The organism is Streptomyces venezuelae, assembly GCF_008642335.1.
Classification (GTDB): Bacteria; Actinomycetota; Actinomycetes; order Streptomycetales; family Streptomycetaceae; genus Streptomyces; species Streptomyces venezuelae_F.
The window spans coordinates 4,592,826-4,605,496 of the sequence record NZ_CP029191.1 but is presented as its reverse complement, the minus strand read 5'-3'; the positions used below and the strand labels follow the sequence as shown (position 1 = coordinate 4,605,496).

Sequence of the window (12,671 nt, the reverse complement as noted above, 5' to 3'; positions counted from 1 at the left end):
TCTTCTCTACGTGAGTACCGCTTGACGGAGCCATTCTCCCAGGTCGTCCCCTAACCGCGAAAACCGCTTTTCACCGCGTGGGATACTCGGTTTTCGTAGCTTCAGCACGCCCAGGCACCCGAGCAGAACGGCACCCATTCATGGCCTCGGTCACGTCCCTCACCGCTTCCGTCCACCAGCGCCTCGCGGACGCCCTCTCGGCTGCCCTGCCGGAGGCCGGCGCCGCGGACCCGCTGCTGCGACGTAGCGACCGGGCCGACTTCCAGGCCAACGGCATCCTGGCGCTCGCGAAGAAGGCCAAGGCGAACCCGCGTGAGCTGGCCGCCCAGGTCGTCGAGCGGATCACGCACGGCGAGCTGCTCGCCGACGTCGAGGTGTCGGGCCCCGGGTTCCTGAACGTCACGGTCACCGACAAGGCGATCACGGAGACCCTCGCGGCCCGTGCCGCCGACGGCGAGCGGCTCGGCGTGCCGCTGAACCCCGCCGCGGGCACGACGGTGATCGACTACGCGCAGCCGAACGTGGCGAAGGAGATGCACGTCGGCCACCTGCGCTCCGCCGTCATCGGTGACGCGCTGCGCCACATGCTGGACTTCACCGGCGAGAAGACGATCGGCCGCCACCACATCGGCGACTGGGGAACCCAGTTCGGCATGCTCATCCAGTACCTGATCGAGAACCCGGGCGAGCTGGCACCGGCCGACGAGGTCGACGGCGAGCAGGCCATGTCGAACCTGAACCGGATCTACAAGGCGTCGCGTGCCGTCTTCGACACGGACGAGGAGTTCAAGGAGCGGGCCCGCAAGCGGGTCGTCGCCCTGCAGTCCGGCGACGAGGAGACGCTCGACCTGTGGCAGCGCTTCGTCGACGAGTCGAAGGTCTACTTCTACTCGGTCTTCGAGAAGCTGGACATGGAGGTCCGCGACGACGAGATCGTCGGCGAGTCCGCGTACAACGACATGATGCCGGAGACCGCCCGTCTCCTGGAGGAGTCGGGCGTCGCCGTCCGCTCCGAGGGCGCGCTCGTCGTGTTCTTCGACGAGATCCGCGGCAAGGACGACCAGCCGGTCCCGCTGATCGTGCAGAAGGCGGACGGCGGCTTCGGTTACGCGGCGTCCGACCTCTCGGCGATCCGCAACCGGGTCGTCGACCTGGACGCGACGACGCTGCTGTACGTGGTGGACGTACGCCAGTCCCTGCACTTCAAGATGGTCTTCGAGGCGGCCCGCCGGATGGGCTGGCTGAACGACGACGTCACCGCGCACAACATGGGCTACGGCACGGTGCTCGGCGCGGACGGCAAGCCGTTCAAGACGCGTGCGGGCGAGACGGTGCGCCTGGAGGACCTCCTGGACGAGGCGGTGCAGCGCGCGGCGGACGTCGTGCGGGAGAAGGCGCGCGACCTCACCGAGGAGGAGATCCAGGAGCGGGCCTTCCAGGTCGGCATCGGTGCCGTGAAGTACGCGGACCTGTCGACGTCGGCGAACCGTGACTACAAGTTCGACCTCGACCAGATGGTCTCCCTGAACGGCGACACGTCGGTCTACCTCCAGTACGCGTACGCGCGCATCAAGTCGATCCTGCGCAAGGCGGGCGACAGCGCGCGCCCCACCGCGCACCCGGAGCTCGGACTCGCCGCGGCGGAGCGGGCGCTGGGCCTGCACCTGGACGCGTTCGGCGACACGGTCGCGGAGGCCGCCGCTGAGTACGCGCCGCACAAGCTGGCGGCGTACCTGTACCAGCTTGCGTCGCTGTACACGACGTTCTACGACAAGTGCCCGGTCCTGAAGGCCGAGACCCCGGCGCAGGTCGAGAACCGTCTGTTCCTGTGCGACATCACGGCCCGCACCCTGCACCAGGGCATGGCGCTGCTGGGCATCAGGACGCCCGAGCGCCTCTGACGGCTTCCGCGAGCGCCCGTTCCAGGCGCCGCAAGCCCTCGGCGATCTCCTCCGGTGTCTGCGTCACGAAGCACATCCGGAGGGTCGCCCGGTCGGGCTCGGCCGCGAAGAACGGGGCGCCCGGCACGTAGGCCACGTCGTGCGTGATGACCGTGCGCAGCAGCTCGGTCGTGTCGTGGCCGTCGGGGAGCTTCGCCCAGACGAACATACCGCCCTCGGGGCGGATCCAGGAGGACCCGTCGGGGAGCGCGTCCGCGAGGCCCGCGAGTATCGCGTCGCGCCGCTCGCGGTAGACGCCGGCCACGCGGGCGACGTGCGCGTCCAGGTCCCGGTCGGCCAGGTAGCGGGCCGCGGCGAGCTGGTTGACGGTGGGCGTGTGCAGGTCCGCGGCCTGCTTGGCGACGGCGCAGGCGCGCAGGAGGCCGGCGGGGGCGCGCAGCCAGCCGAGCCGCAGGCCGGGCGCCATGACCTTGGAGAAGCTGGAGAGGAGCACGGTCCTGTCCCCGGCGCCGGGGTAGGTGGCGATCCACGGCGCCCGCTCCCCCTCGAAGCGCAGCTCGCCGTACGGGTCGTCCTCGACGATCCACAGTCCGCGCCGCTCGGCGACCCGGGCGATCGCCGCGCGGCGGTCGGCGGGCAGGGTGCGTCCCGTCGGGTTCTGGAAGGTGGGGACGGTGTACAGGAGCTTGGGGCGGTGCAGGGCGACGAGGTCGTCGAGGGCGGCCGGGTCGATGCCGGCCTCGTCGCAGGGCACGGGCACCACGCGGGCCCCGGCGAACGCGAAGGCCTGGAGGGCCGCGAGGTAGCAGGGGTTCTCGACGAGGACGGTGTCGCCGGGCTCGACGAGCGCGGTCGCGAGGAGCGAGAGCGCCTGCTGCGATCCGGTGGTGACGAGCACGTCGTCGGCGTCGGTCGGCAGGCCCCGGGCGGTCGTACGGGCGGCTATGGCGGTACGCAGGGCGGGCTCGCCCTCGGTCGTCGCGTACTGGAGCGCCCGCTCGGGGGTCTCTTCGAGGACCGCGCGGAACGCGGCCGCGATGCCCTCGCCGTCGAAGAGGCCGGGGGCGGGGAGGCCGCCCGCGAAGTTGATGACCTCGGGCCGCGCGGTGACCGCGAGGATGTCCCGTACCGGTGAGCCGCCGACGGCCGCGGCGCGCGCGGCGAGCGGCGGCAGGGGGGCTGCGGTGCGGGAGGGCTCGGTGACGGTCACGGCGACGGCTCCTTCGGCTCTGGCGGCTGTGCCCGCACCCTAAGCACGCAGGTGCGGGCCACACACGCCATTCCGGGATGCGGACGCGGCCGTGCCGGGTCAGCCGTTCGGCTGCTTGATCCACTTGTCGTAGCCGGGCGGCCAGCCGTACGTGGGGCGCCCCTTCTTGCCGCTGGTGCGGAACGGCTTGCTCTGGTCGTCGATGCGCAGGGAGTCGTGCCGCTTGCCGCTGGACCACTCCAGCTCCAGGTACCACCGCACGTCGTGCAGATCGGTATTGGCGATGATGAAGAAGACCTCGGGGTCCTTCTCGCTGACCTTGTACGGGAAGTCGCGCTGGCCCGACCTGGGCTTGACCTGAGGCGATGCGTCGTCGAGGTCGATGGAGAAGGACTTGGGGTCGACGTCGCCGCCGCAGCCGGTCGCCATCTGGAAGTTGTTCCAGGCAAGCGGCGCGCTGGTGCTCTGCACCCGGACGTTCATGTCCTGCAGGACGACGGTTTCGTCGCCCGTGCCCTGCACGGTGACCTCGATGAGCTGCCGGCCCGCCGGGACGGCGCCGAGGTCACCGACCCAGCCTGCCGCGTCCTGCACGGCGGGCTGCTCCGGCACCTCGGAGGCCTTGCGGTTCACGAGGAAGTCCTGCAGGCAGGGGTCGTCCATGGCGTACGGCCTGGTGCGCACCGTCACCGGTACGTCGAAGGCGCTGCCGCCGTTGCCGCCCGCGGAGGCCGGGCCCTTGCCGGGGCCGCGGGAGGCCTCGGGGTCGGGGTGGCTGCCCTTGGAGGGCGAGGCGGAGGCGCCGTCCTTCTTCTTGTCGTCGTCCTTCTTCTTGTCGTCGTCGCCCTTGTCCTTGCCCTTGCTCTTGCCGGTGGGGGCGTCGTCGGGCGAGTCGCCGGGGCGGGGCGAGGCCGCCGCGCCGGTGTCCCGCTTCTTGCCGTCGTCGCTGTCGCCGTTCATGGCGAGGGCGACGGAGCTGATGCCGACGACCGCGGCGACGGCGGCGGCGAGGATGAGAGGGCGCCGCCTGCGCGACGCCGGGGAGGACCGCGGCCGGTCGGCGACCAACTCGGGCTCGCGGGCGGGGGTTTCAGGACCGGGTTCCGCGCGCTCCGGTTCCGTCGCCTTCTTGCCCCGCGAGGCGTCCGCGAGGATCCACCGCCGGTGGACTTCGACGAGCTCTTCCGGGGACGCCTTGCAGAGGCGGGCGAACCGCTCCACGGGAGCGAACTCGGTCGGCACGGCGTCCCCGTTGCAGTACCGGTGCAACGTCGACGTGCTCATGTGGAGCCGCTTCGCCAGCACTCCGTAACTGAGCCCGGACCGCTCCTTGAGCTCCCGCAGCAGCTCCGCGAGAGTCGCCATCTCCGCCCTCCACCATTCCATTCACGCGTTCCAAGGGGACGTCGTTCCCCCAGCTCAGAGCCGGTGCGGACGTTCCAGCGTCCCCAACTCCCCCACAGGCGTGGCACTCAGGGCCCGCGACGGCACAGGCTGTGCCCTCCAGGCCATCCAAACACGCCGCATCCGGCACACAGTAAGGACCAGCCATGCCCCTCACCGGTTCCCGGATCGCCCCCGCTGTCCGCAGCGTCACGGTCACGGCGCTGGCCATCGGCGTCCTCTCCCTGACGGGCTGCACCGACGGAACCGGCACGCGGGACGAGGGCGCCGCGACGCTCGTGACGCGGCCGACGGACCAGCACAGCACGGTTCCGCTCCCGGGCTCCAACCGGCGCACCGAACGGAATCCGGTGTGCGGGTGAGGGCGTAACGCAGGTCACACCCGTCCCTGTCACATTCCGGCCGGGCTCGTCCGTCCTCACTGTGTACGACCGAGAAACACCGGCCAACGGCACAGGAGCACATCATGGAAGCCCGTTTGAACGTCTTCGCCAGCCCGTCCGCAGGCAAGGCCGTGAAGCACCTCACCGCGGTCGACAGGATCGTCTCGGAGACGGGGCTGCCCGCCACCACGCAGGAACTGGTCAGGATCCGCGCGAGCCAGATCAACGGCTGCGGCTTCTGCCTCGACATGCACACCAAGGAGGCGATCGCCGCCGGTGAGAACGCGACGCGCCTGCACCTGGTCGCCGCGTGGCGCGAGGCCACGGTCTTCACCGACGCCGAGCGCGCCGCCCTGGAGCTGGCGGAGGAGGGCACTCGCATCGCCGACGCGGCGGGCGGGGTCCCGGACGAGGTCTGGGCGAACGCCGCCAAGCACTTCGACGAGGAGCAGCTCGCCGGCCTGACGCTGCTGATCTCCCTCATCAACAGCTACAACCGTCTGAACGTGATGCTGCAGCAGCCCGCCGGCGACTACCGGCCCGGCCAGTTCGGCTGATCCGGCACGGGCGTCCGCTACGGGACCAGCACCACCTTGCCCGTCGTCTCGCGCCGCTCGATGGCGGCGTGCGCCTCGGCCGCCCGGTCGAGGGGGAACGTCTGGACGGCGGGCACCAACTCCCCCTTGGCGGCGGCCTCCAGGGCGCGCCGTTCGTGCGCCGGGCCGTCGCCGGGGTTCTCGATCAACCGCAGCAGCGCGTTGGTGAAGGTGATGCCCCGCTCCCGCAGCACTGCCGCCTCCGGTTCGAAGGCGTTCTGCGACGACCAGCCGATGACGACGTACCGCCCGCCGTCGGCGATCAGCTCGAAGGCGGCAGCGCCCTTTTCGCCGCTCACCCCGTCGAGTACGGCGGTGACGCGCCGCCCGCCGCCGAGCCTCTCGGCGACCTCGCGCTCCCAGCCGGGCCGGTTGTAGTCGACGGCGATGTCGGCGCCGAGCGCACGTACGGCGTCGACCTTGGCGGGCCCGCCCGCCGCGCCGACGACCGTCGCCCCGAGGGCGTGCGCGTACTGGACGACGAGCCGCCCCACGCCCCCGGCGGCGGAGGTCACCAACACCACGTCATCGGCACGGAGTTGGGCCACTGCCAGCAGCCCCATGGTGGTGGCCCCGGTCATCACCATGGTCACGGCGGTCTCGAAGCCGAGCCCGTCGGGGACGATGTGTGCCTGCTCGACGTCGGCGACGGCCAGCTCGGCGTACCCGCCCGGGACCGCACGCGGGACGACGACGGCACGCCCGAGCCACGCGGTGTCGACGCCGGGCCCCACGGACTCCACCGTCCCCGCGACCTCGCCGCCGAAGACCGCGGGCAGCTCGGGCAGCGGTGGCGCCATGTCGGACGCCTCGCCCCGGCGCATGACGGTCTCGACGAAGTGAACTCCCGCCGCCCTCACGGCGATCCGGACCTGCCCGGGCCCCGCGACGGGGTCGGGCAGGGTCTCGTACCGCAGGTTCTCGGCGGGACCGAACTCGTGCAGGACGACAGCGCGCATGGTGTGCTCCTCGGAACGTGGAAACGTACGTCGATGCACACCACCCTCCGACCTCAAGCAAACTTGAGGTCAAGGGCGCTTGACGGAAACCTCAGAGCTGCCGGGCGACCTCGGTCGCCCAGTACGTGAGGATCATGTTGGCGCCCGCGCGCTTGATCCCCGTCAGGGACTCCATGATCGCCCGGTCCCGGTCGATCCAGCCCCGCTCGGCGGCGGCCTCGATCATCGCGTACTCGCCACTGATCTGGTACGCCGCCACCGGCACGTCGACCGCGTCGGAGATCCGGGCGAGGATGTCGAGGTAGGGGCCTGCGGGCTTCACCATCACCATGTCGGCGCCCTCTTCGAGGTCGAGCGCCAGCTCGCGCAGGGACTCGCGGGTGTTCGCCGGGTCCTGCTGGTAGGTCTTGCGGTCCCCCTTCAGGGACGACCCGACGGCCTCCCTGAACGGGCCGTAGAAGGCCGAGGAGTACTTCGCGGTGTACGCGAGGATGGACACGTCCTCGTGGCCGACCTGGTCCAGCGCGTCACGGATGACACCGATCTGACCGTCCATCATGCCGCTCGGGCCCACCACGTGCGCGCCCGCGTCGGCCTGCACCTGCGCCATCTCCGCGTAGCGCTCCAGGGTCGCGTCGTTGTCCACGCGCCCCTGGTCGTCCAGGACACCGCAGTGACCGTGGTCGGTGGTCTCGTCGAGGCACAGGTCCGACATGACGATGAGGTCGTCGCCGACCTCGTCGCGCACGTCACGGAGCGCGACCTGCAGAATCCCGTCCGGGTCCGTGCCCGCCGTGCCCACGGCGTCCTTCTTGGACTCCTCCGGCACACCGAACAGCATGATCCCGGCGACCCCGGCCTCCATGGCCTCGACGGCGGCCTTCTTCAGGCTGTCGCGGGTGTGCTGGAAGACACCGGGCATGGCCCCGATCTCCACGGGGTCGCTGATCCCCTCGCGCACGAACGCGGGCAGGATCAGATCGGCCGGGTGCAGCCGCGTCTCGGCAACCATGCGCCGCATGGCGGGCGTGGTCCGCAGCCGCCGAGGCCGCGCCCCGGGAAACGATCCGTACTTCGTCACTGTCTCTCTCACCTCACGAAATGTTCCGGCCCCGGCCGAGGAACTCAGCCGGGGCCGGGACATATTCAGCCCGTCCGGCGCTTGAGGACGAACTCGGCGAAGCCGGTGATCAACGGTGCCGGGCTCTCAGGGTGCCGCACGCCGTCTACGGGACCCGGGCCGACGCTCACTGGGCCGAGTGACGGGGTCACCCGCCTCAAGCGCCGCCGCCCGGCGAGCCGTACCGAACTCCGCCAACGCCTCGGCCAGCTTGTGCACGGACGGCTCAGGAGCCATCACATCCACCCGCAGCCCGTGCTCCTCCGCGGTCTTCGCGGTGGCAGGCCCGATGCAGGCGATGACGGTCACGTTGTGCGGCTTCCCGGCGATCCCGACAAGGTTCCGCACCGTCGACGACGACGTGAAGAGCACCGCGTCGAAGCCACCGCCCTTGATCGCCTCGCGCGTGTCCGCCGGCGGCGGCGACGCCCGCACCGTCCGGTACGCGGTGACGTCGTCGACCTCCCACCCGAGGTCGATCAGCCCGGCGACCAGCGTCTCCGTGGCGATGTCGGCCCGCGGCAGGAACACCCGGTCGATCGGGTCGAAGACCGGGTCGTACGGCGGCCAGTCCTCCAGGAGCCCCGCGGCCGACTGCTCACCGCTCGGCACCAGATCCGGCTTCACACCGAAGGCGACCAGCGCGGCGGCGGTCTGCTCACCGACGGCCGCGACCTTGATCCCGGCGAAGGCACGCGCGTCGAGCCCGTACTCCTCGAACTTCTCCCGCACCGCCTTGACGGCGTTGACGGACGTGAAGGCGATCCACTCGTACCGCCCGGTGACCAGGCCCTTGACCGCGCGCTCCATCTGCTGGGGCGTGCGCGGCGGCTCGACCGCGATGGTCGGGACCTCGTGGGGCACGGCGCCGTAGGACCGCAGCTGGTCGGAGAGCGAGGCCGCCTGTTCCTTCGTACGCGGCACGAGGACGCGCCACCCGAAGAGCGGCTTCGACTCGAACCACGACAGCTGGTCGCGCTGGGCGGGGGCCGAACACTCGCCGACCACGGCTATGACGGGCCTGCCGCCGTCCGGCGAGGGCAGCACCTTCGCCTGCTTGAGGACCTGCGCGATGGTGCCGAGCGTCGCGGTCCAGGTGCGCTGGCGCGTCGTCGTACCGGCGACGGTCACGGTCATCGGGGTGTCCGGCTTGCGGCCCGCGGCGACCAGTTCACCGGCGGCCGCGGCCACGGAGTCCAGGGCCGTCGAGACGACGACGGTCCCGTCGGACACGCCGACCTCGCTCCAGCAGCGGTCGGACGCGGTACGGGCGTCGACGAAGCGGACGTCCGTGCCCTGCGCGTCCCGCAGCGGCACACCCGCGTACGCGGGCACACCGACGGCGGCCGCGATGCCGGGCACGACCTCGAAGGGGATGCCGGCGGCGGCGCAGGCCAGCATCTCCTCGGCCGCGTACGTGTCGAGGCCCGGGTCGCCGCTCACCGCACGCACGACCCGCCTGCCGCCCCTCGCGGCCTCCATGACAAGATTGGCCGCAGCTCGGAACGGCGTCGCGTCGGCGTTCATTGACGTGTCGTCAGCCGCAGGCTGGGGTGTGTCCACACCTCCCCTGGCGTGCACGCGGACGACGTCGAGCACATCCGGCTCGGCGATCAGCACATCCGCTCGGGCCAGCGCCTCGACGGCGCGGAGGGTCAGCAGTCCCGGATCTCCGGGTCCGGCACCGAGGAAGGTGACGTGCCCGTGTGCGGGAAGGCCGGGAAGGTTCGAGGTGGGGCTCAAAGTGCTCGCTCCCCCATCAGACCGGCCGCGCCCTTGGCGAGCATCTCGGCCGCGAGTTCGCGGCCCAGCGCCATGGCTTGGGTCTCCGTCTCGGGCACGGGACCGGTGGTGGACAGCTGCACCAGCGACGAGCCGTCGGTCGTACCGACGACGCCGCGCAGGCGCATCTCCTTGACAATCTGCCCGTCGGCCAGGACGTCGGCCAGCGCTCCCACGGGTGCGCTGCAACCGGCCTCCAGGGCGGCGAGCAGGGACCGCTCGGCGGTCACGGCGACCCGGGTGTACGGGTCGTCGAGCTCGGCGAGCGCGGCGGCGAGTGACGCGTTGTGCGCGGCACACTCGACCGCCAGTGCCCCCTGGCCGGGGGCGGGCAGAACGGTGTCGACCGACAGGAGCTCGGTCACCTCGTCGGCCCTGCCGACGCGGTTGAGTCCGGCGGCGGCGAGGACGACGGCGTCGAGCTCACCCTTGTGCACGTATCCGATGCGGGTGTCGACGTTCCCGCGGATCGGCACGGTCCGGATGGACATGCCGTGGCTGCGCGCGTAGGCGTTCAGCTGCGCCATGCGGCGCGGCGAACCGGTGCCCACGCGGGCGCCGTCGGGCAGCTCCGCGAACTTCAGGCCGTCGCGCGCCACCAGCGCGTCGCGCGGGTCCTCGCGGACCGGCACGGCGGCGAGGGTGAGCTCGGCGGGCTGCGCGGTGGGCAGGTCCTTGAGCGAGTGGACGGCGAAGTCGACCTCGCCACTGGCCAGCGCCTCGCGCAGCGCGGCGACGAAGACGCCGGTGCCACCGATCTGTGCGAGGTGCTCGCGCGAGGTGTCGCCGTACGTCGTGATCTCCACGAGCTCGACGGGTCGCCCCGTCAGCTTCTGGACAGCCTCGGCCACGTGGCCGGACTGGGTCATGGCCAGCTTGCTGCGCCTGGTCCCGAGTCGATAGGCCCTCTCGGTCATGCCCGGCCTCTATTCGGGTCGTCGTTCTCGTTGTTCATGTGGTCAGCCCTGCTGACCGCCGCGACCGTCTGCGGGTCGAGGTCGAAGAGCGTGCGCAGCGCGTCCGCGTACCCGGCGCCGCCGGGCTCGCTCGCCAGCTGCTTGACCCGCACCGTGGGTGCGTGGAGCAGCTTGTCGACGACGCGGCGGACGGTCTGCGTGATCTCCGCGCGTTGCTTGTCCTCCAGGCCCGGCAGACGTCCTTCGAGCCGGGCCATCTCGCCGGCCACCACGTCGGCGGCCATGGTGCGCAGGGCGACCACGGTCGGCGTGATGTGCGCGGCGCGCTGGGCGGCGCCGAAGGCGGCGACCTCGTCGGAGACGATGCCGCGGACCTTCTCCACGTCGTCGGCCATCGGGGCGTCCGCGGACGCCTCGGCGAGCGACTCGATGTCGACGAGGCGCACCCCGTCGATGCGGTGGACGGCGGCGTCGATGTCGCGCGGCATGGCGAGGTCGAGGAGTGCGAGTGACGTCGTACGCCCGTCGGGGGCGCCGCCGTCCCGCGCGGCGGCCGGCGCCGGGCCCTCGCCCTGTGCCTTCTCCAGCCACGCGGCGTGCTGTTCGAAGCCGGTGGCGTCGCCTCCGGTGACATCGGCATGGTCCGCGGCGGGCGCGGGGGTGTCCCGCACGGCCGGTGCCGGGGTCGCACGGCCCACCGCCGCGGCGACGGCCTCGGCCGTGAGGACGAGTCCGGTCGCGCCGGTGCAGGAGACGACCACGTCGGCACGTGTCAGTTCGTCGCCCACGTCGGCCATGGGGACGGCGCGTGCCAGGGCGTCGGTGCCGGAGTCCGCGAGGATCTCGGCGAGGCGCCGGGCCCGCTCCTCGGTGCGGTTGGCGATGACCAGCTCGCGGACGCCCGCGCGCGCGAGCGTCGCGGCGGCCAGCGAGGACATCGAACCGGCGCCGATGACCAGCGCGCGCTTGCCTTCGGCCCAGGCCTCCACGGGCGCACCCGCGGCGAGCTGTTCGAGGCCGAAGGTCACGAGCGACTGTCCGGCCCGGTCGATGCCGGTCTCGGAGTGGGCGCGCTTGCCGACCCGCAGGGCCTGCTGGAAGAGGTCGTTGAGGAGCTTGCCCGCGGTGTGCAGCTCCTGCGAGCGCGCCAGGGCGTCCTTTATCTGGCCGAGGATCTGTCCCTCGCCGACGACCATCGAGTCGAGTCCGCACGCCACCGAGAACAGGTGGTGGACGGCGCGGTCCTCGTAGTGGACGTACAGATAAGGGGTGAGCTCCTCCAGGCCGACGCCGCTGTGCTGCGCGAGCAGCGTGGACAGCTCGGCGACGCCCGCGTGGAACTTGTCCACGTCGGCGTAGAGCTCGATGCGGTTGCAGGTGGCGAGCACGGCCGCCTCGGCGGCGGGCTCGGCGGCCAGGGTGTCCTGCAGGAGCTTGGCCTGCGCGTCGACGGACAGCGCGGCGCGCTCCAGGACGCTCACCGGGGCGCTGCGGTGACTCAGCCCCACGACCAGGAGACTCATGCCGGCATCACGGCGGGGACGTCCCCGTCGGGTCCCTTGCGCTGCTGCTTGGCGGAGACGGGCGGGACGGGGCCCTCGGGGGCGGCGTCCTCACCGGCCTTGCGCTGCTCGTGGAAGGCGAGGATCTGCAGCTCGATGGAGAGGTCGACCTTGCGCACGTCGACGCCGTCCGGCACGGAAAGGACCGTCGGCGCGAAGTTCAGGATGGAGGTCACACCGGCGGCGACGAGCCGCTCGCAGACCTGCTGGGCCGCGCCGGCGGGCGTCGAGATCACGCCGATCGAGACGCCGTTGTCGCTGATGATCTTCTCGAGCTCGTCGGTGTGCTGCACCGGCATGCCGGCGACCGGGGTGCCCGCCATCGCGGGGTCGGCGTCGATGAGCGCGGCGACACGGAACCCGCGCGAGGCGAACCCGCCGTAATTGGCGAGCGCGGCACCGAGGTTGCCAATGCCGACGATGACGACCGGCCAGTCCTGGGTGAGGCCCAGTTCACGGGAGATCTGGTAGACGAGATACTCGACGTCGTAGCCGACGCCGCGCGTCCCGTAGGAACCCAGGTACGAGAAGTCCTTGCGCAGCTTCGCGGAGTTGACCCCCGCGGCGGCCGCGAGCTCCTCGGAGGAGACCGTGGGCACCGAGCGCTCCGACAGTGCGGTGAGGGCTCGGAGGTACAGCGGAAGCCTGGCGACGGTGGCCTCGGGAATCCCTCGGCTGCGGGTCGCCGGTCGGTGAGTTCGGCCAGTTGCCACGGTGCTCCTGCGGGTAGAGCGGGGCTGCAGGCGGTCACTCGTCCCCAGACCGCCCCGTCGAATGCAGGCTATGTCTTTGTGAACGCGTGCACAAAGATGGTGTCCGATTTGCCCGGCCAACGTG

11 protein-coding genes are annotated in these 12,671 nt (G+C 71.7%); 3 read left to right on the top strand and 8 right to left on the bottom strand.

Annotation, left to right across the window (positions count from 1 at the left end):
* Positions 1–140 precede the first annotated feature (140 nt).
* Complete coding sequence (argS, locus tag DEJ49_RS20880) at positions 141–1,901, top strand: arginine--tRNA ligase (RefSeq protein WP_150185529.1); 1,761 nt, start codon at positions 141–143, stop codon at positions 1,899–1,901.
* Here the strand turns inward: argS and DEJ49_RS20875 are convergent.
* Positions 1,879–3,111 carry a PLP-dependent aminotransferase family protein gene (locus DEJ49_RS20875; protein WP_150185528.1) on the bottom strand — a complete coding sequence of 411 codons (1,233 nt, stop codon included), beginning with the start codon at positions 3,109–3,111 and terminating at the stop codon, positions 1,879–1,881. The two genes, argS and DEJ49_RS20875, sit on opposite strands and share 23 nt — an antisense overlap.
* A gap of 99 nt (positions 3,112–3,210) precedes the next feature.
* Entirely contained in the window at positions 3,211–4,476 is a 1,266-nt protein-coding gene (locus DEJ49_RS20870; protein WP_150185527.1) for a helix-turn-helix domain-containing protein, read from the bottom strand.
* Between the two features lie 185 nt (positions 4,477–4,661).
* Between DEJ49_RS20870 and DEJ49_RS20865 the strand changes: the two genes are divergently transcribed.
* Positions 4,662–4,877 (top strand): hypothetical protein, encoded by a 216-nt coding sequence (locus tag DEJ49_RS20865; RefSeq protein ID WP_150185526.1) that lies wholly within the window; start codon positions 4,662–4,664, stop codon positions 4,875–4,877.
* A 104-nt stretch (positions 4,878–4,981) separates the two neighbouring features.
* Complete coding sequence (locus tag DEJ49_RS20860; protein ID WP_150185525.1) at positions 4,982–5,455, top strand: carboxymuconolactone decarboxylase family protein; 474 nt, start codon at positions 4,982–4,984, stop codon at positions 5,453–5,455.
* 17 nt (positions 5,456–5,472) lie between these two features.
* Here DEJ49_RS20860 and DEJ49_RS20855 read toward each other — a convergent pair whose 3' ends face one another.
* The 6 genes from DEJ49_RS20855 to DEJ49_RS20830 form a co-directional block, all read right to left on the bottom strand.
* Entirely contained in the window at positions 5,473–6,453 is a 981-nt protein-coding gene (locus DEJ49_RS20855; RefSeq protein ID WP_150185524.1) for a zinc-binding dehydrogenase, read from the bottom strand.
* Between the two features lie 91 nt (positions 6,454–6,544).
* Positions 6,545–7,534 carry a porphobilinogen synthase gene (hemB, locus tag DEJ49_RS20850; RefSeq protein WP_150188359.1) on the bottom strand — a complete coding sequence of 330 codons (990 nt, stop codon included), beginning with the start codon at positions 7,532–7,534 and terminating at the stop codon, positions 6,545–6,547.
* A 126-nt stretch (positions 7,535–7,660) separates the two neighbouring features.
* Complete coding sequence (locus DEJ49_RS20845; protein WP_150185523.1) at positions 7,661–9,316, bottom strand: uroporphyrinogen-III synthase; 1,656 nt, start codon at positions 9,314–9,316, stop codon at positions 7,661–7,663.
* Positions 9,313–10,272: a hydroxymethylbilane synthase gene (gene hemC / locus DEJ49_RS20840; protein ID WP_150185522.1), complete on the bottom strand. Its 960-nt coding sequence runs from the start codon at positions 10,270–10,272 to the stop codon at positions 9,313–9,315. Before hemC ends, DEJ49_RS20845 begins: the two co-directional genes overlap by 4 nt.
* Complete coding sequence (locus DEJ49_RS20835; protein ID WP_150185521.1) at positions 10,269–11,795, bottom strand: glutamyl-tRNA reductase; 1,527 nt, start codon at positions 11,793–11,795, stop codon at positions 10,269–10,271. The genes hemC and DEJ49_RS20835 overlap by 4 nt, the downstream gene beginning before the upstream one ends.
* On the bottom strand, positions 11,792–12,547 hold the full coding sequence (locus DEJ49_RS20830) for a redox-sensing transcriptional repressor Rex (protein ID WP_150170720.1): 756 nt from the start codon (positions 12,545–12,547) through the stop codon (positions 11,792–11,794). The genes DEJ49_RS20835 and DEJ49_RS20830 overlap by 4 nt, the downstream gene beginning before the upstream one ends.
* Positions 12,548–12,671: the final 124 nt, after the last annotated feature.